The following is a 26903-nucleotide window of genomic DNA, read 5'->3' on the forward strand; positions in this document are numbered from 1 at the left end:
ATGTACGGCCGCGGCGGCGCTTATGAGTCCGGGAGCGGCCGGCAGGGCCGTTCGTCGGGCGATGGCGCCCGGGACCGGCGACCTCACGGCGGCGGCTCCCGAAGCGGCGGCGGTTACCAGGGCGGCGGCCAGGACCGTCGCTCGCCTGGCGGCGGATACGGCGGCGGCCACAAGCCGCAGCACGATCAGCGTCCGGCCCGCAAGGACGGCGGAGAGCGCGCCCACGTGCACGGCGCGAACGTCGGCGGCCACCAAGGCGGCAGCGCCGGGCAGGGCGGCTCCGATTCGTCCCGCAGCGGCGGCAAGTGGCCGGGCAAGAACCGGCGGCGCGGCCATCACGGCAACAAGCCGAACCGTCCGCGTTCCGAAGGCGCGCCTTCCCGTCCGGAAGGCGGACCGCCGCGCTCGGACAAAGGACAAACGACAGGCGGCGACCGGTCCTAGATCCGGTATGCCGCAGCGCAAGAGGCTGCTTCGCGCAGGTCCCGAAGGACCCGGCGAAGCAGCCTCTTTTTTGAACGTATCGGACAGTATAAGTCTCACGAATCCTTGGCGGATACGTCTCCGATAAGAACGTATCGCCGCTTCCGGGGAGACGGCGAAGCCGTTTTTACTTGGGTTCATAATAGCGGCACGTCTCCCGCTCGGGCCAGGCGCCCGCCTTACTTCGGCCGCTTGTGCTCGAGTTCGTCCGGATTGGAGCCGATGAACGCTTCGCGCACGCGGTTCCAGAACGGGAACGGGCGATAGCGGGCGAAGTGAACCTTGTCCTCGGCAACCGTGCAGATGATGGAGCGGACGCCCTGCAGCTGCATCGTCAGATGATCGATCCAGATGGACAGCGGCTCGTCCGGTTCGGGCACGATGTCGCAGTGATGATGCTTCGGGAGGATGACGGACGAGCCGAGCGTCCGGTAGACGCGGTTGTTGATCGACGCGATCTCGGCGATCTGGAGCGCTTCGAGCGACGGATGGATGATGGCCCCGCCGATGCTCTTGTTGTAGCCGGTGCTCCCGGAAGGCGTCGAGACGACGATGCCGTCGCCCCGGAACATCTCGAACGGCTCGTCGTTGACGTTGAGCTGGGCGACGAGCGTGCCTTCCATGCTCTTGAGCGTGAACTCGTTCAGGGCGAGAAACGAGCGCGTCTCGTCGTCGGTGACGATCTGAATGCGCAGCAGCGGGTAGCTGACCTTCTGCGGCTCGGTAGTCGCCATCAGGTCGACGAGCTGGGCGAGCTCATTCTTCTTCCAATCCGCGTAGAAGCCCAGATGGCCCGTGTGGACCCCGACGAACGCGACGTCCTGCACGCGGTCGATGAACCGGTGGAACGCCTGCAGCAGCGTCCCGTCGCCCCCGATCGACACGACGACGTCCGGGCTCGAGGCGTCTTCCTTCAGCCCCTTGTACTGCGCTAGCGCGTGGAACTGCTCGGCCAATTCGCGGGACAGGCTGTCGCCCCGGTCGAGCAAGGCGTACTTCAATGCGGTTTGCTCCTTCCGTAACGGATCCGTGTTTGATTACGATGATAAACAATAACGGCCGCGAACACAATCCTCCCGCCGCATCAGAGCGGGCCGTGGAACAGCAGCGGCCAGAGCAGGTAGACGAGCGCGGCCGCGAGCACGGCATGGAGCGCGCGTGCCCGGACGAAGGGGCCGTAGCGCCAGTCGGTCCCGCTCATCAAGCCGGCCACCTGCGCATGAACGGACAATCCCGCCCAGGACATGACGAAGGCGGCTGCGGCGACGCGGTCGATGAGCGGAGGCAGCGCGAGCCCCGACAGGCCGTTCCCGGCCGCGCGGGAGCCCAGCGTCACCTCGAAGGTGCCCTGGACGAAGGCGTCGGACAGGCTTGCCGGCAGACCGAAGGCTTGCAGCGCCAGCATGAAGCCTTGACGCAGCGCCGCGAGCAGCCCACTGTGGATGAGCAGCTGCAGCGCGGCCGAGAAGAACACGACCAGCCCGCCGACGATGATCATGAGCGCGATCGAAGACTGCAGCGCTTGCTGCAGCATGACGCCGAACGGTCTGCCGTCGGCGAGCCGCGCGCGGTGCATCGCGGCCAGCGCTTCCCGAATCCGGCGCAGCGGGCCGCCGCCGGTCGCAGGCAGAGGCGGGACGAGAGCCCCGCCGCCTCGCATACCGCTCCTGCGCATCGCAAGACCCACGAGCATCGCCCCGCCGTAATGCGCGGCCGCCAGCACCGGGGCGATGTCCGCCCGGCCGAAGAATCCGATGCTCACCGCCCCGATCAGGAAGATCGGATCGGAGGACGTGGTCATCGCCACGAGCCGCTCCCCTTCCTCGCGGTTCAAGAGCCGCTGCTCCATGAGCCTGGACGTGAGCTTCGCGCCGACGGGGTAGCCCGAGGCGAATCCCATCGCCACGACGAATCCGCCCACGCCCGGCACGCGGAACAACGGACGCATGAGCGGGTCGAGCAGCGTGCCGACCAGGTGAACGATGCCGAAGCCGAGCAGCACCTCGGACAGCACGAAGAACGGGAAGAGCGCCGGGAAGAGCACCTCCCACCAGACCGAAAGCCCTTGCAGCGAAGCCTCGAGCGCGACGCGCGGCATCGCCAAGGCGAGCCCTCCGATGAGCAGCGCGCCCGACCCGGCCCCGAGCAGGGCGATATGACGCAGCCGACGGAAAGGGCGCCGGAACCCCGGCATCGTTCTGACCGACATGTGACCATCCTCCTATTCCTTCCCCATCAAGCCTCTTGTCCACTATATGAGCCGGGCCGTCTTTTCTTGCCCAACAACCCAAGCGCACGAGCGCAAAATAAACTTGTAATCGCTTTCAAAAAAGTAATGTCGTTGTTACATTGCTGTGATACAATAGGACCAAGAGCAATTGATTCTCTAGGCTGGGGTGATGAGCATGGCTGGTATTGTGGCAGGTCTTCTCATGTGCGCTTTCGTCTACGTCATTCGCGAGTCATTGGTTGTTCCGGAAGAGGAACTATAGGACAAGCCCGGTTTCCCATTTCACCATTTTAATCGCCCACGCGTTGGGCGATTTTTGCTGTCTCTTGGGCTTGAAGTCGGACGGATTGTGTTATAATGAAGGCGGATCAAGGAAATTAGACCCAATTCCCGTCCTGGATTCCGCAGAGGGAGATCATACGCATGAACTACAATACGTTGTACGAAGCGATCGGGGGCGCGCCCGCCGTTCGCGAGATCGTCGAGAAATTCTATCCCAAGGTACAAGCTCATCCGCTGCTCGGTCCTTTGTTCCCGGCGAACATCGATCCGGTGATGGACAAGCAGTACCTGTTCCTGACGCAGTTCTTCGGAGGCCCTTCGCTCTATTCCGACGCATTCGGCCATCCGATGATGCGGGGACGGCATCTGCCCTTCCCGATCACGAAGGAGCGTGCGGAAGCCTGGCTCGATTGTATGCGGCGCGCCCTGAGCGAGACCGAGCTGCCCGAAGGGCTGCAGCAGGTCGTGCTGGAGCGGCTGTCCGGGCCCGCGCACCATTTCATCAACACGGAAGACTAATCGGAGCCGAGCCCGCGTGCGGGCCGTGCCGTTGGAGGAATTCGCTTGGATCCGCTCTATCAATCGAAAGTCGTCTGCGCATGCTGCGAATCGAGCTATCAGACTTCGCGGGTGAGGCCCAGCTTGAAGCGGGCGATCCGGTCCGACTCGGACTTCTGTTCGTACTTCAAGACGGTGAATCCCGACTACTACGTCGTGCGCGTCTGTCCGTTCTGCGGCTTCGCCGCGACGGAGAACTTCGCCGAGCGTCTGAACGATCGCCAGCGGGCGGAATATCTGGAGCGGATGGGCAAGCAATGGCAGCCTCGCGACTACGGCGGGGAGCGGACGCAGGAAGACGCGATGGCCTGCTACAAGCTTGCGCTGCTCACCTCGCAGACGGTGGGGGAGAAGGATCGGGTCATCGCCGGGCTGCTGCATCATATCGCCTGGCTGTATCGCTACGAGGGCAACCGGCCGCAGGAATTGCGGTTCCTGCAGTTCGCCCTCGAATCGTACGTCCGGATGTACGAGTCCGAGCGCGACATGGTGAACAACGCCCGCTTGCTGTATCTGATCGGAGAGCTGAATCGGCGGGTCGGTCAATACCATGAGTCGGTGCGCTGGTTTTCGCGGGTCATTCATGATAAAAATATAGTAGATGCTTCCATGATCCGGGCTTCCCGGGAGCAATGGACGGTTCTCCGCGAGGAGATGGCCGCGGGCGGCATCGATCTCCCCGAGGAGATGCGGCAGAACGGCGCTTGAGATTAGTCCGGCCGTAGCGCGCGGTCCGCGAGCAGGTAATCGTCGTCCGCGTCGATCAGCTGCAATCGCGTCCGGCAGCAGGGGAACACGACGGCACGCTTCATGAAGCCGCCCCGCAGATCCTTGATCTCCGCCGGCTTCAGCGGCAAGCGCACATGGCTCATCTTGCAGAAGGGGCACGCCGACGCGTAGACTTCGTTCATCTGGATGTCGTAGGGTAGACTATTGCGAAATGGGATCAAAGCCCATGCACCTCCGTTCGCGGAACTCATCTAACGATACAACAGTTGCCCGGGACGCGCAACGACGCGCGCGGTTCGCGGCGGACGGAGGAAGAGGCGTACGAAAGGATGAGGATGGGCACATGAGTCAAGGTTATTCGTTGGTATGGGATTTGGATACTTTCTTCGCCGGCGGTTCCGCGTCGCCGGCTTTCGCGTCTTACTCGGAGGAGACTGAGGCGCTCGTGAACGAGCTCCTCGCTTCGCTGAAGACGCTCGGCGAGGAGGCGCCCGGCGAGGAGGCGTTGAACGGCTGGACGGCCAAGCTGCAGGACGCCTTGTCGCGGCTGGTGGAGGGCAACTCCTTCATCGGCTGCCTGAGCGCGCAGAAGATGGACGACCGCCGCGCGGTAGCCTGGACGGAAAAGCTTCAGACGCTGTCCGCCCGGTACCGCCAAGTTCTCGACCTGTACGACGCCGCGCTAGCGCGGCTGAGCGACGAAGCTTGGACGGCATGGAGCGCGACGCCGGCGATCGCGCCGATCGCCTTCGTGCTCCAAGAGCGCCGCGACGCGGTCAAGGATAAGCTTCCGCCCGCCCTCGAGGCGCTCGCGGGAGAGCTGGCCGTGGACGGCTATCACGGCTGGAGCGAGCATTATCAGACGATCGTCGGACGCATCGCGATCCCTTGGGAGGAAGAAGGGGGCAGCGAGACGCTGTCCGCCGGCCAAGCGTTCAACAAGCTGGAGCACCCGGACCAAGCGGTGCGCGATGCGATGGCGCAGAAGTGGGAGTCCGCCTGGGCCGATCAGGCCGATCTCGCGGCGGACACGCTGAATCGGCTTGGCGGCTTCCGGCTGAAGCTGTACGGCGCCCGCGGCTGGAACGACGTGCTGAAGGAGCCGCTGCAGATCAACCGGATGAGCCGCGATACGCTGGATGCCATGTGGGAGGCCGTCGCGGGCGGCATCGAGCCGCTCAAGCGCTATCTGAGGCTGAAGGCCAAGCTGCTGGGCAAAGACAGTCCCGCGTGGCACGACGTAGACGCGCCTGTCGGCGCGCAGGGCAAGAAGATTCCGTTCGACGAGGCCGCGGCGCTCATCACCGACGCTTTCGCGCAGTTCTCGCCGGCCATGGCGGAGCTGTCGAAGAAGGCGTTCGAAGGCCGCTGGATCGAAGCCGAAGACCGCTCCGGCAAACGTCCGGGCGGATTCTGCACGAGCTTCCCTCGCAGCCACCAGACGCGCATCTTCATGACCTACTCAGGCACGCCGGGCAACGTCTCGACGCTGGCTCACGAATTGGGACACGCCTATCACGACTCGCTCGTGACCGACCTGCCGATGTTCGGCCAGGAGTACGCGATGAACGTGGCGGAGACCGCTTCGACGTTCGCCGAGGCGCTGGTCAGCGACGCGCTGCTCAGCCGCGCGGACAATGACGAAGTCCGGCTGGCGCTGCTGGACGAGCGCCTGCAGAAGGCGGTCGCGTTCTTCATGAACATTCGGGCGCGCTTCCTGTTCGAGACGCGCTTCTACGCCGCCCGCCAACAAGGCATGGTGGACGCCTCGCAGCTGAGCGAGCTTATGGTGGCCGCCCAGCAGGAAGCGTTCGGCGGCGCGCTCTCGACTTGGCACCCGCATTTCTGGGCGTCCAAGCTGCATTTCTACATTACGGACGTCCCCTTTTACAACTTCCCGTACACGTTCGGGTACCTCTTCAGCACCGGCCTTGTATCGGTCGCCGAGAAGGAAGGCAAGGGCTTCGACGCGAAGTATGACCGCCTGCTCCGCGATACGGGCCTGATGACGGTGGAAGAGCTGGGTTCCCGTCATTTGGGGATCGCGCTCGACAAGCCGGATTTCTGGCGCGCGGCAGTCGCCCGCGCAACCGCGGACGTCGATGCCATGGCAGCTTTGATCCGTTAAGATAGGGCTTGAACGAGCCGCTCCTGTCGCATGAGGCGAGGGAGCGGTTTTTTTATTGGAGACCTGGCTGGCCCATGGGCTTCCTATTTTAACAATGCTTTTACAAAACTAGACAAAGATATTGAAAGATTCAAAAAATTCTCATATAATGATGCTGAAGTCGCATTAGGGAATACCTAGAAATTTAGCGTACTATGTCCAAAGGAGGAGAATTGTGTCGATGGAGATGGATGTACCGTTGGCCAGACAGGTGGATCTGGCTATGCAGCAAATGGAAGAGGAATTAAAAGGCTTGTCCGCAGGCACCATTGTGCTGCAGGTACGCAACGATACGGTCGGGAAGTTCGGCATCCGCCACTTGCCGGTCGATATCGCAGAGAAGAAGGCGCCCCCCGAGAGCGCCGCGGCCGGCTTGTCCGCCGACCAGGTGAAGACGCTGCGCAAAATGGCGGTCGACGCCCTGGCCCGCAAGCGGAGCTGGACGCACGGGGAAGTTACATACGATTTTGTGCTTCGGCAGGGCAAGCTTTACCTAAGCGTCACCTTCGAGTCCAATTACAACATGGCCAATCTCCTGTTCCGGTTAAATGCAAAGCGGCGGGACTGGCGCGACATATCGAACGAATAGAGAACCGGCGCAACGCGGAGAAGGGGCTGTCCCTCAAGTAGAGATCTACTTGGGAGACAGCCCCTGACGTCATTCCGGCTTAACGGGATTGTCCGGCGAGTTGTTGCTCGGCGATTTGAACCAGTTGACGGGTGATGTTCCCCCCGATCTGACCGGCTTCGCGGGTCAACAAATGGCCATGATATCCGTCTTGCGAAAATTGGATGCCGAGCTGTTGGGCAGCTTCGTACTTCAGTTGGTCCAGCGCTTGGTTGGCTTGCGGAACGAGAAGCTGATTGCTGTTGTTGTTGCTGCTGTTGGATCCTGCCATTGAACTCACCTCCTTTGAAGCTTAGTATGGACGCGAAAGGCAGGGCTATGCATTCGCAGGAAATGATCCCATTGGAAAGATATGGTCGACCCCTCCGCGCTTAGAGCATCCCCCATCGCTCGACGGCCAGAGACCCGGCAAGGACAAGGACGGCGAGCAGCACGGCGAACTTCCATACGAAGCCGCGCCGGAAGACGGACAGCATCATCAAGGTGCTCTTCAGGTCGAGCATCGGTCCGAAGACGAGGAAGGCAAGCAGGGCGCCGGGATGGAAGATCGGAGACAGCGAAGCGGCGACGAAGGCGTCCGAGGTGGAGCAAAGGGAGAGCAGATAGGCGAAGCCCATCATGAAGACGTGGGACCAGGCGGTGTGCCCGGCCGCGGCGATCATCGTCTCCGGCTGGACGATGGACTGGACGATGCCGGTCAGCGCCGCGCCCAGCAGCAAGTACTTGCCCATGTCCCACATGTCTTCCGCCGTATGGGAGACCACCGAAGCAAACCGTCCCTTCGAGCCCGACGACGCATGGGAATGCCCGTGATGTCCATGCGCGTGCCCATGCCCGTCATGGTCGTGGTGGCGGTGCGCATGCCCATGCCCGTCGTGATCGTGGTCATGCTCGTGCCCATTCGCATGTCCGTGCGCGTCGTGATCGTGAGGATGCGCGTGCCCGTGCGCCCCGTGGCCGTGATGGCTATGCGCATGGGCGGCGCCCGCAGACGCACCGATCGAGTCGCGAAGCGGGCTGCGCTTCAGGCACAAGGCAAGGAGAAGCCCCGCCGTCAGCGCGACCGCGAGCGCGAGCAGGACTCTGGCGTAGGCGATGGCGGGATCCGCGCGAAACGCCACGATCGTCGAGCCGAACACGATCGGATTGACGATCGGTCCCGCCACGATGTAGGCGATTCCGATATAGGCGGGCAATCCTTTGCGGATGAGTCTCCGCGCGACGGGGATCATCCCGCACTCGCACAGCGGCAGCGCGAGCCCCAGCAAGCTGCCGAAGAGCACGCCTCCCAGACGGTTCTTGGGGGCGAGCGTCTGCACGTACCGGTCCGACACGAACGTCTCCAGCAGCGCGGAGGCAAACGCGCCGAGGAGCAGGAACGGCAGCGCGTCGAATACGATCTCGAAAAACACGGAAACGAACGACAGCGGCCAGCTCGCGTTCAATTTCCACATCATGTACAGGCAGCCGGCGCCGGCCATCCCGGTGCCCAGCCGCATCCACGTTACAGACATCGCCTTCCTCACGTCCTTCCGGCATTCTGTATAAAGCGTATGCTTGACCCGCTCCCGGACAGAACGCGTCCCTCGGGAAAGCGGCGGACAAAGAGGAAGATGAAGCCATCGCAAACGCGCGGAGATCGCCGAAAGGGCGCGGAGCGACGAGGCGGGAGGAGGGATCGGAGCCCGCGCGTCAAGGCCGGGCGCGGTTGACATCATGAACCCGAGGAGTATAATGGGGACATATCGAACGAGGCGATGAGGAGAACAAGTACGCGAGGCGAGAAGCTGTCAGAGAGCCGGTGGTTGCTGCGAACCGGCGCTTCACCTTGGCCGAATGGATCTCGGAGCCGAACGCGCAACGAAGCGGACGGATGTACCTGCCGCTCTCCCATGCAATCCGGCCATTCCCCGTTATCGGAACGTCAAGGCTCCGAATCCGGTGCAGCGCCCTTTAGGCGCGCGGCGATTCGCGAGCGAATTAGGGTGGCACCACGACCTCTTCGTCCCTTACGGCGGAGAGGTCTTTTTGTCGTCCACAAGGCAACGCCGAATACAATCTCATGAAAAGGTGGAATTCTCAACCATGAGCGCATCCCGCAAACGCGTCCTGTCCGGCATCCAACCGAGCGGCAAGCTGACCCTCGGCAACTACATCGGCGCGATGAAGAACTACGTCGCCCTCCAGGAAGAAGCCGAGTGCTTCTACATGATCGTCGACCTCCATGCCATTACCGTCGCCCAAGAGCCCGCCGCGCTGCGCGAGCAGACCGAGTCGGTGGCCGCTTTGTTCGTCGCGGCCGGCGTCGATCCGAAGCAAGCCTCCATCTTCGTGCAATCCCATGTACCCGCTCATGCGGAGCTCGGATGGATGATGACGACGCTCTCTTACATGGGAGAGCTGGAGCGGATGACGCAGTTCAAGGACAAGTCGGAAGGCAAGGACGCGGTAGGCGCGGGATTGTTCGTGTATCCCTCGCTCATGGCCGCCGACATTTTGCTCTACAAAGCGGACCTCGTCCCGGTCGGCGACGATCAGAAGCAGCATCTGGAGTTGACGCGCGACCTGGCCGGCCGGTTTAATCACCGCTTCGGGGACACGCTCGTCGTGCCGGAGCCGTTCATCCCCAAAGTCGGGGCGCGGATCATGTCGCTGGACGATGCGTCCAAGAAAATGAGCAAGAGCAGCCCGAACGCCGGCAGCTTTATCGCCTTGCTCGATTCGCCGGACGATATCCGCAAAAAAATATCCCGGGCCAAGACGGACCTGGGCCGGGAAGTCGTATACGATCCCCGGGAGAAACCGGAGATCAGCAATCTGCTGAGCATCTATTCGAATTGTTCCGGCGAGTCGATCGCCGAGATTCAGGCACGCTATGAAGGCCAAGGCTACGGCGCCTTCAAAAAGGATCTCGCCGAGCGGGTCGTCGAGACGCTGGAGCCGCTGCAGCGCAAGTACGCCGAGATTCGGGCGTCCGGCGCCATTCACGACATTCTGCGCGACGGCGCGGAACGGGCGAACGCGGTAGCCGAGCAGACGCTTCGGGAAGCCAAGGAAGCGATGGGATTCCTGCTGCCGCGCCGCTAACGCCGCCAACGGGCCCGCCATCGGCGGGCCTTTTCTCCTCTAAATGGCGATTAACCCCGCTGCCGCGTCAAGCGGGCCTTCAGGGTGAAGCCATACCCGATAAAGGCGATAGCGACGATGCCGAAGCCGGCGGCCAGCCAGCCGTTGTAGTCGATGGAGATCGCGCAAGCGAGCAGGAGCAGCATCGAGACGGCGGCGAAAAGCCATCCAAGAGATTTGTTCAAATTCGTTCTCTCCTTTAAGCATATTTTCTTTCGCCTATAGCATACTAACTACGCAAGCTTGCAAACCACACTTCAAGCAGGGCGAAAGGAGCAATTCAGCATGGCTAGCAACAACCAACTCGTAGTACCGCAAGCAAAAGCAGCACTGCAAAGCATGAAGACGGAGGCCGCTCAATCCCTGGGCGTGCAAATCCCGGCTGACGGCTACTACGGCAACGTCACTTCCCGCGATGCTGGCTCCCTTGGCGGTTATATCACCAAGAAGCTGGTTCAAATGGCGGAGCAACAACTTTCCGGTGGCAGCCGCTAACCCGACCGGTTACGCGCACCGAAAGCCCGAGGACACCCTCGGGCTTTTATTATTGTGCGCTTAAAAAGCCGTCCCCGTCAAGGGAACGGCCGCTGGGCGATTCCGCCAATAGCGGATCGCGGGGAGGATCAATACGTATTCATGCGCAGCCGCTTCTCCAGCCGTTCGTCGCTCAGCCAGCCCACGTAAGATTGAAGCGTCTTGTAGGAGCTGTCCATCATCACGACGGCCACGAACGGATATTGCCTGCGGTGCCGGTAGCGGATATCGATCCAGCGCACTTCGTAACCCCACGGCTGCGGCTTGACGTGCCCGCACGGGAAGGGCGTCACGTTCAGGAACGCTTTAACGTCGTTGTTCGCCTTCGACGCTTCGACCGCCGGATGCTGGTCGCAGGACGTGACCTCGACCCAATGCAGCTTCCCGGAGTCCCATTCGCCGACACCGAACTTGCAATCCTTCGATTCCCGGACGACGTTCCAGCGGTAGAGCGAGAGCGTCGGCAGCAGCGTGTATTTGTCGCCGGGTCTGCCGGATTCGTCCGCCCGGGGCACCTGCTTCGACAGCCGCCGATGGACGAGCGTCCTCCACCCGTAGTAGATGGCGAGGAGCGCGTACAGCACGGGGAACACGACCCGCGGCTGCGCCCAGCCGGTAATCCAGACGAGGATCGCGGCGACGTGCGCCCCGAAGATGAACGGATCGAAGATGTGGATGATGTTCCAAGCGATCCATTTGCGGGTGACCGGCCGGTAGGCTTGCGTGCCGTACGAGTTGAACAAGTCGGTGAGGACGTGCACGCCGACCGCGACGAATACCCAGAACCCGATGTGCCACCAGGGCACGCTGCGGAAGATCAGCGATACGATCAGCGTGATGAGCGCCGTCCAGCCGAGGATCGCCGGAAAAGAATGGGACAACCCCCGGTGATTTTTGATATAATCGGCATTGCTCTTGAAACGAAGCAGCCCGTCCAGGTCGGGCGCCTGCGAACCGACGATCGTGCCGATCAGCGCCGCGACCGGGCCGTAGGCGTGCGATGCGATGACCGGATCGGTCAGCGCCAGGCCGCCGAGACCGAGGCCGAACACCAGATGAGTACCTGAATCCATGCGAACTTCCCCTTTCTTCTGTAAATGCGGCAATCATCGGGTACAGTATGGGCAGGGGAAGCGTGAAATATGAAGGGAGCGCGCAGATATGATCTTGTTCTGCGAATACGTCGTGGAGGAAAAGCACCGGACGGCCTTCCTCGACTGGGTGCGCCGGGATCCGAGCCGATGGGAGGGCGTCGAGATCGCCGAGAACGCCGATCAGCCGGGCGTATTCGTCGAGCTGCGGCGTCCGTTGGACGAGGCGGAGTCGGCCCGCATACAAAAAGAACGCCGCGAAGGGCGTTCCGGCTGGGAAGAGATGGAGCGCTGGGTGAAGGGCGGCGCCCAGGGATTGCGAATCTGGACGTTCCGCCCGGTTGCCCTCGGCGCGGATGCCGGGCGTTAACGGAAGCGGGTAGCCGGGTTGGTGCCCGCACCGAACGGGAGCGTGTAGTTGATCGGCTCGTCGAAGGTGATGTAGTCCAGGTTGAGCGTGAGCAGCAGGTACCGCTTGCCCGTCGTCGGGTCGCTGATGATGATATGGTCGCGGCCGGCGGCTTCCAACACGCCTTTGAAGATCTTGGCGTTCCATTCGCTGTTGTTCTCGTAAGTCATGTAGATCGTGGCGACTTTGCCGAGGTTCATCCGCAGAATATTCTCTACATATGACTCTTCGCGCGGCACGACGGGGACGAACGTCGCGCCCGTGTTGTTGATCGGCACGCCGCTCGGTACCGGAGGCGGCGCCATAGAGCCGCTGTTCGGCACGATCACGGTGCCGGCTCCCGGCCCGGCAGGAACGGTGCTGAACGGAATGGGGCTCATGGCCATCTGCTGGTTCATCGGCATGGCACTCGCGGGAATCGGGGTGTTGGCCGGCCAGTTCATGGCGGATGGATACATCGGTATTCCTCCTCGTTAGGCTAGCGCCTAGTATTGATACACGCGTGGGCAATCCGTTTGCGTCGGCACGAAGAAGCAGTGCGCTTTGAACCTGCCGGAATTCGCCTGATCCCACCACCGGTCGGGACAGTCGCCCGTCGGCCGGTAGAACCACAGCGCGTTGGTGGCCGGCCAGGTCCGTTCGCCGCTAATGACCCTCCGCGCCAGCGCGATCTCCGATTCGCGCGCCTTCTGGTAGAAGTACGGCTTCTGGATCGATTCATAGCCGCCCGGCGACTGGTAGACCATGTCATCCATGGAACGGATATTTTTAAAATCGAGGCAGTTGGACAAGATGCGGTTGACGCCCACATTGCCGACCATCAGCATGCCTTGCGCGCCCTCGCCTTCCGCTTCCGCGCGGAGCAGGCGGGCGAGCAGCTTAACGTCTTCGCTGTTCGTTTTGATCACGGCCATGGCAGACAGCCATCCTTCCTGTCGAATCGTTGATCGTACGCCTGGCAGCCCGGCTGCGCTTAGCCCGTGCTGGGCGTTTGTCGCAATACAGTGTATTGCATGCGCCCGGGATGTGTGACTGCGCGAGCAAAAACGGCTCCGCCGTCTTCCCGGAAGCGGGCGGTGCGTTTTTATCGGAGGAAATGAAGAATGGGACGCGTTTAAAGCTTGCAAAAATGCGGGATGGCGGACGAAAGCGAATGTCCTTTAACGCTTTGTTCACACGTCGGTGGCGATTTGATGAACACCCCGTGGCGAACATTGTCAAGCTCTGAAGATTTAGGGTATCATTTAACCATACAGAATACAGACAAACGTTTCGGCCGGCAACGGCTTTTTATGTTTGAAGGAGGAACACCGTGTTCAAAGATCTTGTGGCCCTGACCAAGCCGCGCATCATTCGCTTGAACCTCATCGCGGCTTTTGGCGGTTTCTGGGTCGCCTCCCATTGGAGAATCGACTGGTGGCTCCTGGCGTGGATGCTCCTCGGCACGACGCTCACGATGGCGGCGGCCTGCGTCTTCAACAACTATTGGGATCGCGACTTCGACACCAAGATGGCGCGCACCCAGGACCGCGCCCTGCCCCAAGGCAGGCTGAAGCCTTCGTTCGTGCTCGGCTATTCCATCGTGCTTGGCATTCTAGGCCTGGGTATTTTGTACCTGCTGGTCAATCCGCTAAGCTTTTGGCTCGGCCTGCTCGGGATGTTCGTCTACGGCGTCGTCTACACGATCTGGCTCAAGCGCAGCTCCACCTGGAGCACCTCGGTCGGCGGCATCTCGGGCGCCATGCCGCCTGTCATCGGCTATTGCGCGGTGACGAACGAAGTCGACGCCGGCGCCTGGATCCTATTCGCGCTGCTGTTCCTGTGGCAGCCGCCGCACTTCTGGTCGCTGACGATCCGCCGGGTCGAGGAATACCGCGCGGCGGGCTTCCCGGTGCTGCCGGTCGTGAAGGGCATCCTGCGCACGAAGCGGCAGATGATTCCCTATATCGCGCTGCTGCTGGTCGCTTCGATCCTGCTGTACACGTATGATTACGTGGGCGTCTTTTATCTCGTCCTGTCGGTCGCGATCGTAGGCGCATGGCTGATCCATGCGATCTCCGGTCTGCGCGCCAAGGATACCGACAAGTGGGCGAAGATGGACTTCCTGTTCTCCGTCAACTACTTGATGGTGATGTTTCTCGTAATGATCCTGGATACGAACGGAGTGTAAACGATAATGGAGCAAGAGAATCAGACAAGCGCGCCCGACGCCGGCGCGAAGCCTGCGTCCAAGCCTTTCGCGCGCCGATACGGGTTCCCGATCGCGGTGCTCGTCCTATGCGTCATCTTGGGCGGCTATCTGCTCTGGAGCCAGAAGTCGGGCAGCAAACTGCCGGATCTCGGAGCGGCGCCAGACTTTACGTATCAAGACATCGACGGCAAGACCGTCAAAATGAGCGATCTGAACGGCAAGGTGAGACTGGTCTACTTCTTCTATACGAATTGCCCGGATGTCTGTCCGCCGACGACCTTCATGCTGTCCCAGGTGCAAGAGAAGCTGAAGGCGGACGGCCAATTCGGCAGCGACGTGGAGATCGTCTCCGTGACGATCGATCCGCAGCGCGATACGCCTGAGGTGCTGCGCAAGTTCGGCGATAAGTTCAAGGCGGACTATGCCGGCTGGAGATTCCTGCGCGGCGACGAAGCCGCCACGGCGGACCTCGCCAAGAAGTACGGCCTGCTGGCGGTCAAAGGAGAGGACGGCTTCTTCTCCCACGCGAACCTGATCGTCCTCGTCGACAAGAAGGGCCGCATGCGCGATCAGATCATCCCCGAGTCGTCCGGCATTCCGGATACGGCGGATGCCGACGACGTGTACGCTTCCGTCAAGAGCTTGCTCTAGGCGGGCTTTATTAGACTACGAACGACAGCAACCCCGCAGGGTCCAGGACCCTGCGGGGTTGTTTTTTTGATGACATGTGGCATTAAAGGATCAGGGCTTGAGCCAGACGGCGCCGGACGGATCCGGATAGAGGATGAACGCCTCCAGGCCGGCTTTCTCGAGCTGCTGGATCAAGTATTCTTCGGGCGTACCCTCGACGCCCGCATATCCCCGGCGGGTATAGAGATGCTCCGCATCGGGAAAGACGTCCCGCAGCACGCCGCGGATGCGCCTTCCGGAGGCGTCCGGGTCCGTGAACAGATAGACCTGTCTATCGCCGACCGCCTTGCGCAGCGCTTCGATGCGATTCGTGTTCAGCGTGCCGAACGTGCAGTAGACCGGAACTTCCGGGGACAGGACGCGGGCCAGACGGCTCTTGTCGTTCTTGCCTTCGACGATGATGGCGATCTCCATGGCGAGACTCCCTTCGGCGGCAGCGGCGCGAGGCGGCGTTCGTCCCGCGCTTGAGTGGACTTATTGTACCACAAAAAAGGGATGGTCATCGCGGGCGCGCGGCGGCAGGGCCGGATAACGGAGAAGGGCCGCGGAAGCCCGCGGCCCGCCCCGATCGGGGCATGAACGGCTGAAACGCGTTACCAGATGCGAAGAATGAGGACGAGCAAGATGAACAGAACGAGGACGATCATGGCGGATTCGATGGCGGCGCGACGGTCGTCGTAGGCTTGAGACATGGACTTCACCCCGTTTCGTCGGCCCGGATGGATAGTTCGCCGACAGCCGGGCAGCCGGCGGCATAGGCCCTTATCCAGGGTATGCGCCGCATTGGCTTTGACGTGGGCGGATGCCCGGAGCGAGGCCCGAACGCACGAGAATATTCGCGTTAGTGCATGCCGCCCGCGGGCGGCGTCGTCGGACGGTTGTGCCAGCCTTGCGCATACAACGGGCGGGGCGTCAGCGCGATCAACGCGATCATCAGTACCGCGAACGAGAGGAAAAAGGGAGACAGATGATCGCGCACGGCCCCGGCCGCGACGGGGCCGAGGAAGGCGCCGATGGACGAGGCGATCGCCATGAACGAGAACGTTCTGCCGTACCGGGTCGGGCCGCTGAGCTGCAGCAGGAACGACGTCATGGCCGGGAAGATGACGCCTTTGGCCATGCCGAGCACGAACAGGAGCGCCATCAGCGGCACCGGCCAGTCCGAAGCTAGCCCATAGTAAGCGAGCGCCAGCAGGAGCAGGCCGACGACGCTGCGGGTGTAGGGCAGGTACCGCTGGAGGAACAGCAGGCCCAACGTGGCGAGCGCCCCGAGGCTGACGACGGAGAACAGCAGGCCCGTCGTCAGCACCTCCGATGCGGTGCCCGCGCGCAGCGGCAGCTCGAACGAGAGGATGCCCTGGGCGCACGACATCGCGACCGGCAGCGTGAAGACGACCCAGGGGAATCGGGCCTCCGGGAGCGGCGGGTCTGCCGCTTCCGCCATCTCCGCGGGAGGGAGGGGCTGGGCGGCGGCCGGCGGTGCCTCGGCGCGGCGATCGGCCGGTTCGCGTACGAACCATATGGCGAAGATACCCGTGGCGAGCAGTCCCCATCCGAGGAGGTTGAACGATTCGGCGAATCCGACCCGGGAAGCGAGCCAAGCGCCGGCCGCGGGCGAGACGACCGAAGCGATCGTATGCACGAGGCCGTTGCCCGCCATCAGCTTGCCCTGGTGGATGTGGTCCCGGGCGAGCTTGGCGAGCAGAGACAAGCAGGCCGGCGACAGGAAGGCCAGGACGAACCCGCTGACGGACCGGACGTACAGCAGATGCCACGGATCGGTCACCCGCGCCTGGAACAGCAGCAGCAATCCTGCGCCGATGAGACTGAGGGAGATGAAGAACCGGCTGCCGAACCGATCCACGCCGTAACCGGCTAGAATATTGCCGGGCAGGTGGGTGAGCGAGTACATGCCCATGATGAGTCCGATAAACGAAGGCGCCGCGCCGAGCGAGACGGCGAACGGGGTCAGCATCGGGTATTGCGCGTGCAGATCGAAGAAGGCTACGAACAGGAACAGGTACAGCCACACAGCCGTTCTCACCGGCCACACACCTCCGGGGTTGACGCGATCCGACCGGGAACGCGCTTGTATAGGTCTATCCTACTTGTACGTCGAACAAGCCGGGGATATGCCCCGCGCCTTCCCGGAACGCGGATCGGATCTCCGTCTTCGTCTCGTTCGCCTCCGTGAGGAGCAGGGGAAACAAAGGGCTTGCAGTGTATGGCGGTGCATGGTACACTCATTCCATAGTGTATGGTGTGTAACCATACACGCAGTACAAAGCAAAGGAAGGCGGGAGCATGCATGCCTCCTATCCGAACGTGGACGACAGACGATTTTCGGTTGGACCCGTCCCGTCCGCTCTACGAGCAATTCGTGGAACAGATGCGCGCGATGATCGCGAAGGGAGAGCTCGAGCCCGGCACGCGGCTGCCGTCCGTCCGGGAAGCGGCCGCCAGCCTGCGCGTCAATCCGACGACGATCATGAAGACGTACCAGGAGCTGGAGCGCCTCTCGCTTATCGTGACGCACCGCGGCCAGGGCACGTTCGTGACGCAGGCGGAAACGGCCATCCACGCGTCGCGCAGACTGCTTGCAAGGACGGCCGTCGCGCAGCTGCAAGAGACGGCCGCCTCGATCGGATTGACGCTGGAACAACTGCTTGCCTTAGCTCATGAGGAGGAGTGAACGTTGATGGGGAACATCGGGAACGTGGAGAACAGGGCCGCGAGCGCCGGCAAGGCGCCGGCGATCAGCTGCCGGGAAGTCGGCATGACGCTGAAGAAAAAGAAGGTGCTCGCGAACGTGACATTCGAGGTCGAAGCGGGGAGCCTGACCGGCTTGCTCGGTCCGAACGGAGCGGGGAAGTCGACTCTGATGCGGATCTTGACCGGACTCGTCCCGCCGGAGACGGGCCGGGCCGACCTGTTCGGCGCCCCGGCGGGACCGGAGCGGCTCGGAGTGCTCTCCTTCTTGCCGGACCGGGGGCAGCTGCCGCCGTACTTGACCGCCGGAGAGTGGCTGCAGTTCGCCGCAAGCCTGTATCCCGACTGGAGCAAGACGGCGGAGCGGGACCTCGCGGAAGAACTCGGCGTCGACCGGGCGCAGCGGATCGGCGCGATGTCCCGCGGGGAGGAAGCGCGGCTGCAGCTGCTGACCTGTCTCTCCCGCCAAGCGCCGCTCATCGTCCTCGACGAGCCGTTCACCGGGGTGGATCTCGTCTCCCGCGAGCGGATCGCGTCGGCGGTCGTCGGCGAGATGGCGGACGGAGAGCGGACTTTCCTCATCGCCACGCACGATATCCGGGAGATGGAGCAGCTGTTCGACCGCATCGTCCTCGTCGGCAAGGGAACGATCCAGGGCAGCTATCTGGTCGACGACCTGCGTCGGAGCGGACGCTCGGTCGAATCCTGCTATAGGGAAGTGTTCGCATGAAACGGCATCAGGACGCTCTGTTCGCGCTCGAATGGCGCAGCTATCAGCCTTATCTTCCGCTCGACGCCAAGAGCAGGCTGATCTGGGGGGCGACGCTCCTCGTCCTGCTGGCCGCCAGCCTGGCGTTCATCGGGGATTCCGTCAGCATCGAGTCCGTCTTCGCATTCGGCGCTTTTCTCGTCGCGCTGCTATCCGGCTACATCTCTATGTTCCAGTCGCTCATCCTGTGGGAGAACGGCTTCCGCGAATGGTGGCTGACGATTCCGGCGCCGCGCCGCGATCTGCTCAGGGCGATGGCGCTGGCCGCCATGCGCATGCAAGCCTACGCAGCCTTCGGCATCTGGCTCGTCTGCGGGTTGCACGGGCTGGTCATCGCAGCTATGGGCACCAATCCGGGCGAGGCGATTACGGGTACGCGTTTGCTAGGGGATTGGTTCGCGTACGGCTTCTTGTACGCCATGCTGGTGCCGCTGTTCACGGCGGTAGGCTATCTGATTCTCGGCATGTACTACGGATGGAGACGCTGGCTGGTGCTGCCGTTCTTCCTGGTTCTGATGCTGCCGATCTTGAGCTTCGCCATCGTCGCGAATCCGACGGAGGGCGTGCAGCGCTGGCTGCAACCCGACGCGGTATTCGTCTGCGCGCTGATCGGTTCCGCGCTCGCCGCGCTGCTCTACCGAGGCATGCTGGCCTTCGTGACGCGTTACGGCATGACGGATCTGGCCAGACATCGGCCCGGCGGCCATGCGAAGGCATCCGAAGGCAAACGTTCGGAAACGGCGCGCAGCCGGTTCCGGGTCGCGAACGGCGGCTTCGCGGCGATCTATGGTCTGGAACGCGCGAGATTCCGCCATTTCGCCTCGCTTACGCTGGTTCGCATCCTCTATGCCTGCGCCTGCGTCCTGATCGGGATCGGCGGTTATTACGTAGTGCGAGAGCGTTCAGGCGCCCTCTCCCTGATCCAAGTGATGCTCATCCTGATGGCGGTCGTCCCTGCGTTGGTCCTGTCCACGCTGACGCAATTCGAAGCGAACAAGCGGCGGATAGACTGGTGGCTCAGCCTGCCCTACGGACGCAAGAGCCTCTTGTTCGCGCGCATGGCCGCGACTTGGGTCTCGATCCTGACTTGGATGGGCGGCCTGTTCGCGGCGGCTGCCGCCGGCGGCGCGCTGCACGGCGGAGGGGCGTTCGCCCGGGAGTTCGAGGCCGGCCGGGACGGCATGCTGCTCTCGTTTATGGTCTTGACCTATCTGGGCGGCGGCCTCGTCATCAACTGCATCCTGATCGGACAATCGTATGCTTTCCGCAATCGACTCGTGAGCTGGCTCTACGTGCCTCTGGTATCCGGAATCTACTTCGTTCCGCTGCTGGTAGACAAGTGGATCCTGACAGACGATAAGCTGCAGCGCGGGGTCGGTCCGACGAGCTGGATCTGGCTGGGAATCGCCGCGGCGGCGTGCGTACCGCTGGCCGTCTTCTGCTTCAATCTCGGCGCCAGATGGGTGCATCTCTATCCTTTCAATACGCAGAAGGCCGGGCGCCGCAGCTGCGCTTTGCGGGATACCGCCTGAGCGGCGGCATCGCTTTTCTCCTCACGGATTCGCTTGCGCTACGCGGGCGGATCCGTTTTTCTTTACCCATCCGCGAAGGGCGAAGTGACTGTTTTTGAGGGGCACGTTTTACTCCGGACAAAAAGGTAAAGTATAATAGAGTAGAGAACTCTCGTGCGCATGGAGGAGATGGAATGAACCTCGACTTCGAGGCATGGAAGCAATTCGCGGTTGATCATTGGGTTGTCATCGTGATCGCCGTGGTCGCGCTGTTCGTCATCCTGAACGTGGTGAAGACGGTGCTCAAGTGGGTGCTCGTGGCGGCTATCGTCATCGGCGTATTCGTCTATGGGGGCGTCACGGTGAACGATCTGAAGGAAGTCGGCACCCAGGCGATCGACAAGGCGAAGGGCGCCATCGAAGACGAAGCGGCCAAAGCGATGGCCAAGGAAGCCGAGGAAGCTACCTATACGCTGAACGCCGACCATACCTTCACGGTCAAATCGCCGAATCTCGAGCTGCACGGCGTACCCAACTCGGGCGAGGTGGAAGTGAAGTTCCGCGGCGCCTCTCTCGGTACGTGGAAGATGGAAGGAGCCGTCCGCAAACTCGTCGAGGCGGCCCGCCAATCGTCGCAATGAGAGGGCTCGATAGCAATGGGGTCACGATCGCGCTCGTCGCCATCGTGGCGATCTCGCTGCTGCAGGGCATGCGGCGCGGAGCCAAGGGATCGGCGAAGCAGCTGGTCGTCTTCCTGGCGGGCGCCGCGATGACGCTGGTCAGCGTGGCGGCGGCGGCTTGGGCCGCCACCGCGGCGTCGCCCCGCTTTCAGGCGTGGCTCGAAGCGCGGGCATGGGTCAGACCGGCGACGGACTCGTCGGCCGTCACGCAATTCGCCTATACGCTGTTCGCGGGACTCCGCGATCTGCCGTTGTTCCGCTTTGCGGTCCTGTTCCTGATCGCCTATCTGGTGCTGCGTACGGCTCTGGGAGCCATCGGATCGCTGATCGTCCGCGTCGGCGCGGTGCCCTTCGGGCTCGTGCCGGGCGGCGGGCCGATCAGCCGCACCTTCGGGGGATTGATCGGGGCCGCGCTCGGCGGCGGGCGGGCGATCCTGCTCACCGCCGTGCTCTTCGCCTACTGCGCGCTATCGCCGCAGAGCGCGTTCGCCGACTACATCCAGCAGTCGGCGCTGTACCGCGAAGCGGCCTCGCAGATCATCAAGCCCGCCGCGGGCACGCTGCTCGCCGAGCAGCTGCCGGTATTCGCGACCTCGATGCAGAGCGAGATGGATAAGCTATGGCAGAAGCGGTACGACATCATCGACGCCGATATGCCCGCCGACATCGTCACCGCGGCGCAGAAGGTGGCCGCGGACGACAAGAGCGACGAGGCCAAGGCCCGCGCCCTCTATCAATGGGTGGGCAGCCGCATCGCTTACGACAATGACAAGGTTGACGCCTATGAGCAGCATGGCGAATGGCGCGAGCAGTCGCCCGAAGATACGTATAAGACCCACAAGGGCGTCTGCATCGATTACGCCCGCCTATACGCGGCGATGGGGAGATCCGTCGGGCTGGACGTGCGCGTGGTGACCGGCCAAGGGTACGACGGCCGGGGCGGCTACGGTCCGCATGCCTGGAACGAAGTCTACCTCTCCGAGCGGCAGGCTTGGGTACCGTTGGATTCGACTTGGGCCAAATCCGGGGATTGGTTCGATCCGCCCCGGTTCGAAGATACGCATATACGCAAAGCATAACCGAACGGACGGTTGCGACGCGGCATCAGGAGGATTTGCGACATGAGCGACAAACTGACGGAAGAAGCGCAGAAACGCGAGCTTCGCAACCGCCGTCATTTCAGCGTCAGATTGAATTTGTTTTTTTTCTCGATCTTTTTCCTATTCTCGCTATTGATCGTGCGGCTCGCTTACTTGCAGTTCGTGGAGGGCCCGTCATTGAAGGAGCGGGAGCAGCAGATCGGCCACCGCAACGTCTCCATCCCGCCGATCCGGGGCAACATCTACGACTCCAAAGGGCAGCCAATCGCCTATTCGACTTCGACCCAGTCGCTCTACTACACGTTGGAGCCGGGCACGAAGAAGGAGCAGGGACAGACGCTGGCCGTGAAGCTGGCCGCCATCTTCGCCGAATACGGCGATCCGAAGCTCGAGCCGCTGACGGCCGACGAGATCTACGACGATATGGACTTCGGCGGCAAGGTGCATCTGCCCTACCAGCAGCGCCGGATCAAGTCGGGCTTGACGCAGAAGGAGATCGCCTACTTCAGCGAGCACCGGGACACGTTCAAGGGCATCGATATCGTGGAAGAGAGCATCCGCCAGTACAGCGAGGACAAAGTATCGGTTCAACTGGTCGGCTACATGAAGCAGCTGGCCGGGGCGACCTCGCTGGATTTCTACAAGAACATCAACAAGGACCAGAACGACGCGACGCTCAAGTACCTGGACTCGGAAGAAGTCGGCTTCGACGGCATCGAGCTCATGTACCAAGAGGAGCTGCGCGGGCGCAACGGTCTGAAGACGTATCCGGTCAACAATCAGAGCCAGATCATCGGGCCGATGCAGCTGACCAAGCCGGTCAAGGGCGACAATCTGTTCCTCACGATCAACCGCGACGTGCAGCTCGCGACGCAGGAAGCGATCACCTCGCACTTGCAGAAGATCCGCACCTCGTCGAACAAGTCGGAGCGGGCGCCCAACGCCAAGACCGGCTATGCGGTCGCCATGGAAGTCAAGACGGGCAAGGTGGTCGCGATGGCGAGCATGCCGGACTACGATCCGAATGTCTGGCAGGGCGGCATCAGCGGCAAGAACTATCAGGAGTTCAAGTACTACCTGAGCAACGGGGCGATCCGCGAGGTGCAGGCGCCGTACGAGGACGAGAAGGAGCGGATGAAGCACCCTTCGTCGCTCGTCAACCTCGGGTCGACCCAGAAGCCGCTGACGATCCTGCTCGGCTTGAACGAGAAGCTGATCACGACCGGCTCCAGCATGAGCGACCCGGGCTACTTCGAATTCGGACGCCAGGGCCACGAGACCCGGGTGCGCAACGCGCACAGCGCGGCGAACGGGACGCTGTATCCCACGACCGCGATCGCGAAGTCCTCGAACGCCTACATGGCCAAGATGGTCGGCAACGCGCTGTACATGCGCGACGGCTCCAAAGGGCTGGACGTCTGGGACAAGTACATGAAGGAGTTCGGACTCGGCGTCAAGACGGGCAGCGGTCTGCCCGGCGAATCGAAGGGTTCGATCAACTACTACATCGAGTCCAAGCGGGGCAGTTCGCAGTCGGCGCTCATCTACGCGTCCTTCGGGCAGCAGGGACGGTATACCGCGCTTCAGCTCGCCCAGTACGCGACGACGCTGGCGAGCCGCGGAACGCGGCTCAAGCCGCAGTTCGTCGATCGCATCGAGGATGCGGACGGCAACCTCGTTCAGCCTTATCAGAAGGAAGTGCTGAACACGATCTCGTTCCCGGATTCTTACTGGAAGACGGTCGAGTCGGGCATGTCCCAAGTTAAAGTGCAGGGCTTCGACGGCTTCCCGTACAGCTTCAACCGGAAGACGGGGACGTCCGAGCAGGACGTCGGCGGCGGCCGCGTCGAGAACGCGGTGTTCATCGCGTACGCGCCGGCCAACGATCCGAAGCTGGCGGTCGCGGTCGTCGTGCCCGAAGGCGGCTACGGCGGCTGGGGCGCGGCGCCGATCGCGCGCAAGATCTTCGACGCCTACGACGCGACCGTCGGCCTGACCGACTCCGGCCCGCGCGGGTCGGGCAATTAGGCCGACCCGCGAGAAGACTCGACGAGGCAACGCGCCGGGTAACGGGCAAGACAGCGCCTGAGCCATGCGCAAGCCACGCAAGATGGCGATCAACCACGCAACAAAACGTCAGAGCACGCAAGATCAGGCTAGAGAACGTCAGAGCACGCAAGGTCAGACAAGTAAACGTCAGATCACGGAAGATCAGACAAGTATAAGTCAGAGCACGCAAGATCAGGCTAGAGAACGTCAGAACACGCAAGATCGCGCTAAACAACTGCAAAAATCCCGCGGTTCCTCGAGAACCGGCGGGATTTTTTTTGTAATTTTGCGGAGATTCGGACCGGGGCAGTCATTTTTTTTCATCCTGACGGCGACGTGATCGCTCGAACAGCTCCTTTAAACGCTGTAACGATACTTTTTATCGTTGCAGAGGATGAAGCCGCTTCGGTCGCCGGTGTAACGATACTTTTTATCGTTGCAGGGGATGAAGCAGCTTCGGTCGCCGCTGTAACGATACTTTTTATCGTTGCAGGGGATGAAGCCGCTTCGGTCGCCGCTGTAACGATACTTTTTGTCGTTGCAGGGGATGAAGCCGCTTCGGTCGCCGGTGTAACGATACTTTTTATCGTTGCTGGGAGTGCAGATCCTCCGCTTGCCCAACGGCCGATCCCGTTCCTTTCATGCGGAGTAGCGTGTCGGAAACGTACAAGGTAATTTTTAACTATTTGCTAAACCTGGGCGATGTATCGTTCGTCTAATCATTGACGTTATGGCTAAACCCCGAGGTAAGGACCGCGTACGCGCCATAGACTCGCCCGTACGGGCTGTCAGTCGGTTTGCAGAAACGAAATCTTTCTCTTCCGGCAGTCGCGGTCCCGCACTAGCGAATGCTAGATTATGATAAAATAAAATCATTGGTTAATCTTGGGAGGAAACGCGATGAGCGGCACGAAGACGGAGCAAGCCAGGAAAAAGGAAATTCGCAAACGGATTCATTTCAGCTTTCGGCTGAACGTATTTTTCATGCTCACGTTCGCGTTGTTCTCGCTGCTGATCGTCCGTCTTGCCTACCTGCAGTTCGTAGAGGGACCCAGCCTCCAGGCGCGCAAGGACAGGCTCACGACCGCGGGCGTCTCCATTCCCCCGATCCGCGGCAATATATACGACTCGAAGGGGCAAGCCATCGCCTACTCCGTCTCGACCCAATCGCTCTACTACACATTGAAGTCCGGGACGAAGGAAGAGGATGGTAGAGACATGGCCAAACGGCTCGTCGCCGTGTTCGACAAGTACGGGGTCCAGGTCAAGGAGAAGCTGACGGCGGACGAAGTGTTCCAGGCGATGGATTTTGACGGGAGGGTGCACTGGCCATACCAGCAGCGCCGTCTGAAGACGGGACTGACCGATGATGAGATCGCCTATCTCAGCGAGCATCGGGACGAGTTCCCGGGCATCGAGGTCGTCGAGGAGAGCATCCGCCAGTACAGTCCGGATCGCGTCGCCGTCCAGTTGGTCGGCTATATGAACAAGATGAAGGGCGCGAAGGAGAATCTCGATTTCTACAAGAAGATCAACGAAAACCAGGACGATCCCGGACTCAAATACCTGGACACGGAGGAAGTCGGTTACGACGGCATCGAACTCATGTTGCAGAACGAGCTGCGCGGCCGCAACGGCTACAAGTCCTACCAGGTCAACCGGGACAGCCGCATCGTCGGGAATGAGAAGCTCACCAAGCCCGTGAAGGGCGACAACGTCTATCTGACGATCAATCGCAAGGTGCAGTTGACGGCGCAGCAGGCGATCCTGCAGCAGATCGAGACGACGCGCAATTCATCGGCGAGGACGTTGAAGGACGCCCAGCCGACGACGGGCTACGCGGTCGCGATGGAGGTCGACACCGGCAAAGTCGTGGCCATGGCCAGCATGCCGGACTACGACAGCAATATCTGGCAGGGCGGCATCAAGACGAACGAGGAATATCAGGCGATCTCTCCGTTCATCGGCAACGGCGCGATCCGCGAGGTCTTCCCTCCTTACACGGACCCAAAAGAACGCGCGCAGCATCCGACCTCGCTCGTGCCGCTCGGCTCCACGCAGAAGCCGCTCACGATCTTGACCGGCTTGGCCGAAGGGCTGATCACGCCGAACTCGCATTGGTCCGATCCGGGGTACTTCCCGTTCGGGGCCAAGGGTCACGAGACGGAGGTCCAGAATGCAAGCCGTGCGGCTAACGGAGATCTCACGCCGATGCTGGCGATCGCCAAGTCGTCGAACGCATTCATGGCGGCAAACGTCGGCAACAAGCTGTTCATGCGCGACCGGAAGAAGGGCGTAGATATCTGGGACAGCTACATGAAACAGTTCGGGCTCGGCGTGAAGACGGATAGCGGTCTGCCTAAAGAATCGGCCGGCATCGTGGAGTACTTCAAGGAGGCGGAGAGCGGAAGCGCGCAATCCGCGCTGATCTACGCCTCGTTCGGACAGCAGGGCAAGTATACGACGCTTCAGCTGGCCCAGTACGCCGCTACGCTGGCCTCCCGGGGCAAGCGGATGAAGCCGCAGCTCGTCGATCATCTCACGGATACCGACGGGAATGCCGTATCCTCTTACAAGCCCGAGGTGCTGAACACCGTCAAGCTGCCAAGCGCCTACTGGAACGTGATCGAAGAGGGGATGGATCGCGTCGGCGTGCAAGGTTTCGAAGGCGTGAACTACACGTTCCGGCGCAAGACGGGCACCTCCCAGCAGCAGGGCGTAGGCAAGCGCAAGTTCGTCGAGAACGCGGTGTTCATCGCGTACGCGCCCGCCGACAAGCCGAAGTTGGCGGTCGCGGTTGTCGTCCCGGACGGCGGCTACGGCGGCTGGGGCGCGGCGCCGATCGCCCGCCAGATCTTCGACGCCTACGACGCGGAAGTCGGACTAACGAGCGCGGGGCCGCGCGCGCCCGCGACGCCGGCGGATACGCAGCAGGCTGCGCAGAACGGGCAGTAGTCGGCGGCCCAA

General features: G+C 62.0%; 28 protein-coding genes and 1 pseudogene. 18 read left to right on the forward strand and 11 right to left on the reverse strand.

Features of this window, described 5'->3' with window-relative positions:
* Positions 1 to 444 (forward strand): annotated as a pseudogene (locus tag H7C19_RS09330) (hypothetical protein); the annotation flags it as partial.
* 218 nt (positions 445 to 662) lie between these two features.
* Here the strand turns inward: H7C19_RS09330 and H7C19_RS09335 are convergent.
* Entirely contained in the window at positions 663 to 1484 is an 822-nt protein-coding gene (locus tag H7C19_RS09335; protein WP_185142380.1) for an NAD kinase, read from the reverse strand.
* Positions 1485 to 1567: 83 nt separating this feature from the next.
* Positions 1568 to 2692: a nucleoside recognition domain-containing protein gene (locus H7C19_RS09340; protein WP_185142381.1), complete on the reverse strand. Its 1125-nt coding sequence runs from the start codon at positions 2690 to 2692 to the stop codon at positions 1568 to 1570.
* A gap of 444 nt (positions 2693 to 3136) precedes the next feature.
* Here H7C19_RS09340 and H7C19_RS09345 point away from each other — a divergent pair, with 444 nt between their 5' ends.
* Positions 3137 to 3514 (forward strand): globin domain-containing protein, encoded by a 378-nt coding sequence (locus H7C19_RS09345; protein WP_185142382.1) that lies wholly within the window; start codon positions 3137 to 3139, stop codon positions 3512 to 3514.
* A gap of 39 nt (positions 3515 to 3553) precedes the next feature.
* Positions 3554 to 4261, forward strand: a complete 708-nt coding sequence (locus H7C19_RS09350; RefSeq protein ID WP_185142453.1) for a DUF2225 domain-containing protein — start codon at positions 3554 to 3556, stop codon at positions 4259 to 4261.
* 2 nt (positions 4262 to 4263) lie between these two features.
* On the opposite strand, the gene H7C19_RS09355 is transcribed toward H7C19_RS09350, so the two are convergent.
* Positions 4264 to 4503 carry a hypothetical protein gene (locus tag H7C19_RS09355; RefSeq protein WP_185142383.1) on the reverse strand — a complete coding sequence of 80 codons (240 nt, stop codon included), beginning with the start codon at positions 4501 to 4503 and terminating at the stop codon, positions 4264 to 4266.
* A gap of 122 nt (positions 4504 to 4625) precedes the next feature.
* Here H7C19_RS09355 and H7C19_RS09360 point away from each other — a divergent pair, with 122 nt between their 5' ends.
* Both H7C19_RS09360 and H7C19_RS09365 read left to right on the forward strand, forming a co-directional pair.
* The gene (locus H7C19_RS09360) at positions 4626 to 6410 is read left to right on the forward strand and encodes a M3 family oligoendopeptidase (protein WP_185142384.1); all 1785 of its coding nucleotides are present in this window, start codon (positions 4626 to 4628) and stop codon (positions 6408 to 6410) included.
* Between the two features lie 220 nt (positions 6411 to 6630).
* Positions 6631 to 7038, forward strand: coding sequence for an O-methyltransferase (locus H7C19_RS09365; protein ID WP_246469409.1), 408 nt, complete (start codon positions 6631 to 6633; stop codon positions 7036 to 7038).
* A 79-nt stretch (positions 7039 to 7117) separates the two neighbouring features.
* Here H7C19_RS09365 and H7C19_RS09370 read toward each other — a convergent pair whose 3' ends face one another.
* Both H7C19_RS09370 and H7C19_RS09375 read right to left on the reverse strand, forming a co-directional pair.
* Positions 7118 to 7348, reverse strand: a complete 231-nt coding sequence (locus H7C19_RS09370) for an alpha/beta-type small acid-soluble spore protein (RefSeq protein WP_185142385.1) — start codon at positions 7346 to 7348, stop codon at positions 7118 to 7120.
* Between the two features lie 100 nt (positions 7349 to 7448).
* Positions 7449 to 8591, reverse strand: coding sequence for a permease (locus H7C19_RS09375; protein WP_185142386.1), 1143 nt, complete (start codon positions 8589 to 8591; stop codon positions 7449 to 7451).
* 571 nt (positions 8592 to 9162) lie between these two features.
* On the opposite strand from H7C19_RS09375, the gene trpS reads away from it, so the two are divergent.
* Complete coding sequence (trpS, locus tag H7C19_RS09380; protein WP_185142387.1) at positions 9163 to 10164, forward strand: tryptophan--tRNA ligase; 1002 nt, start codon at positions 9163 to 9165, stop codon at positions 10162 to 10164.
* A 50-nt stretch (positions 10165 to 10214) separates the two neighbouring features.
* On the opposite strand, the gene H7C19_RS09385 is transcribed toward trpS, so the two are convergent.
* On the reverse strand, positions 10215 to 10388 hold the full coding sequence (locus tag H7C19_RS09385) for a hypothetical protein (protein ID WP_185142388.1): 174 nt from the start codon (positions 10386 to 10388) through the stop codon (positions 10215 to 10217).
* A 100-nt stretch (positions 10389 to 10488) separates the two neighbouring features.
* Between H7C19_RS09385 and H7C19_RS09390 the strand changes: the two genes are divergently transcribed.
* Positions 10489 to 10698: an alpha/beta-type small acid-soluble spore protein gene (locus H7C19_RS09390; protein ID WP_185142389.1), complete on the forward strand. Its 210-nt coding sequence runs from the start codon at positions 10489 to 10491 to the stop codon at positions 10696 to 10698.
* A 128-nt stretch (positions 10699 to 10826) separates the two neighbouring features.
* On the opposite strand, the gene H7C19_RS09395 is transcribed toward H7C19_RS09390, so the two are convergent.
* The gene (locus H7C19_RS09395; protein ID WP_185142390.1) at positions 10827 to 11810 is read right to left on the reverse strand and encodes a metal-dependent hydrolase; all 984 of its coding nucleotides are present in this window, start codon (positions 11808 to 11810) and stop codon (positions 10827 to 10829) included.
* A gap of 88 nt (positions 11811 to 11898) precedes the next feature.
* Here H7C19_RS09395 and H7C19_RS09400 point away from each other — a divergent pair, with 88 nt between their 5' ends.
* A complete protein-coding gene (locus tag H7C19_RS09400) occupies positions 11899 to 12198 on the forward strand; it encodes a hypothetical protein (RefSeq protein WP_185142391.1) in 300 nt (99 codons plus the stop codon).
* Here H7C19_RS09400 and gerQ read toward each other — a convergent pair.
* The gene (gerQ, locus tag H7C19_RS09405; RefSeq protein ID WP_246469410.1) at positions 12195 to 12695 is read right to left on the reverse strand and encodes a spore coat protein GerQ; all 501 of its coding nucleotides are present in this window, start codon (positions 12693 to 12695) and stop codon (positions 12195 to 12197) included. The genes H7C19_RS09400 and gerQ overlap by 4 nt on opposite strands.
* Positions 12696 to 12722: 27 nt before the next feature.
* Positions 12723 to 13151, reverse strand: a complete 429-nt coding sequence (locus H7C19_RS09410; RefSeq protein WP_185142392.1) for a cell wall hydrolase — start codon at positions 13149 to 13151, stop codon at positions 12723 to 12725.
* A 398-nt stretch (positions 13152 to 13549) separates the two neighbouring features.
* Between H7C19_RS09410 and cyoE the strand changes: the two genes are divergently transcribed.
* Both cyoE and H7C19_RS09420 read left to right on the forward strand, forming a co-directional pair.
* Positions 13550 to 14407 carry a heme o synthase gene (cyoE, locus tag H7C19_RS09415; protein WP_185142393.1) on the forward strand — a complete coding sequence of 286 codons (858 nt, stop codon included), beginning with the start codon at positions 13550 to 13552 and terminating at the stop codon, positions 14405 to 14407.
* 6 nt (positions 14408 to 14413) lie between these two features.
* The gene (locus H7C19_RS09420) at positions 14414 to 15079 is read left to right on the forward strand and encodes an SCO family protein (RefSeq protein ID WP_185142394.1); all 666 of its coding nucleotides are present in this window, start codon (positions 14414 to 14416) and stop codon (positions 15077 to 15079) included.
* Between the two features lie 90 nt (positions 15080 to 15169).
* On the opposite strand, the gene H7C19_RS09425 is transcribed toward H7C19_RS09420, so the two are convergent.
* Both H7C19_RS09425 and H7C19_RS09430 read right to left on the reverse strand, forming a co-directional pair.
* Positions 15170 to 15532: a ribonuclease M5 gene (locus H7C19_RS09425; RefSeq protein ID WP_185142395.1), complete on the reverse strand. Its 363-nt coding sequence runs from the start codon at positions 15530 to 15532 to the stop codon at positions 15170 to 15172.
* Between the two features lie 427 nt (positions 15533 to 15959).
* Positions 15960 to 17162 carry an MFS transporter gene (locus H7C19_RS09430; protein WP_185142396.1) on the reverse strand — a complete coding sequence of 401 codons (1203 nt, stop codon included), beginning with the start codon at positions 17160 to 17162 and terminating at the stop codon, positions 15960 to 15962.
* 264 nt (positions 17163 to 17426) lie between these two features.
* On the opposite strand from H7C19_RS09430, the gene H7C19_RS09435 reads away from it, so the two are divergent.
* The 8 genes from H7C19_RS09435 (at position 17427) to H7C19_RS09465 (ending at position 26891) form a co-directional block, all read left to right on the forward strand.
* The gene (locus tag H7C19_RS09435) at positions 17427 to 17810 is read left to right on the forward strand and encodes a GntR family transcriptional regulator (RefSeq protein WP_185142397.1); all 384 of its coding nucleotides are present in this window, start codon (positions 17427 to 17429) and stop codon (positions 17808 to 17810) included.
* Positions 17811 to 17816: 6 nt separating this feature from the next.
* Complete coding sequence (locus tag H7C19_RS09440) at positions 17817 to 18557, forward strand: ABC transporter ATP-binding protein (protein ID WP_185142398.1); 741 nt, start codon at positions 17817 to 17819, stop codon at positions 18555 to 18557.
* The gene (locus H7C19_RS09445; RefSeq protein ID WP_185142399.1) at positions 18554 to 20128 is read left to right on the forward strand and encodes a hypothetical protein; all 1575 of its coding nucleotides are present in this window, start codon (positions 18554 to 18556) and stop codon (positions 20126 to 20128) included. Before H7C19_RS09440 ends, H7C19_RS09445 begins: the two co-directional genes overlap by 4 nt.
* A 173-nt stretch (positions 20129 to 20301) precedes the next feature.
* Complete coding sequence (locus H7C19_RS09450) at positions 20302 to 20748, forward strand: hypothetical protein (RefSeq protein WP_185142400.1); 447 nt, start codon at positions 20302 to 20304, stop codon at positions 20746 to 20748.
* Positions 20745 to 21866 (forward strand): transglutaminase-like domain-containing protein, encoded by a 1122-nt coding sequence (locus H7C19_RS09455; protein ID WP_185142401.1) that lies wholly within the window; start codon positions 20745 to 20747, stop codon positions 21864 to 21866. The genes H7C19_RS09450 and H7C19_RS09455 overlap by 4 nt, the downstream gene beginning before the upstream one ends.
* Positions 21867 to 21908: 42 nt before the next feature.
* Positions 21909 to 23915, forward strand: coding sequence for a peptidoglycan D,D-transpeptidase FtsI family protein (locus H7C19_RS09460; protein WP_185142402.1), 2007 nt, complete (start codon positions 21909 to 21911; stop codon positions 23913 to 23915).
* Positions 23916 to 24272: 357 nt separating this feature from the next.
* Positions 24273 to 24611 (forward strand): hypothetical protein, encoded by a 339-nt coding sequence (locus H7C19_RS34235; protein WP_221469141.1) that lies wholly within the window; start codon positions 24273 to 24275, stop codon positions 24609 to 24611.
* A gap of 225 nt (positions 24612 to 24836) precedes the next feature.
* Positions 24837 to 26891 (forward strand): peptidoglycan D,D-transpeptidase FtsI family protein, encoded by a 2055-nt coding sequence (locus H7C19_RS09465; RefSeq protein ID WP_185142403.1) that lies wholly within the window; start codon positions 24837 to 24839, stop codon positions 26889 to 26891.
* The last annotated feature ends 12 nt before the right edge of the window (positions 26892 to 26903 follow it).

The organism is Cohnella nanjingensis (assembly GCF_014212125.1).
In the GTDB taxonomy this organism is placed as follows: domain Bacteria; phylum Bacillota; class Bacilli; order Paenibacillales; family Paenibacillaceae; genus Cohnella; species Cohnella nanjingensis.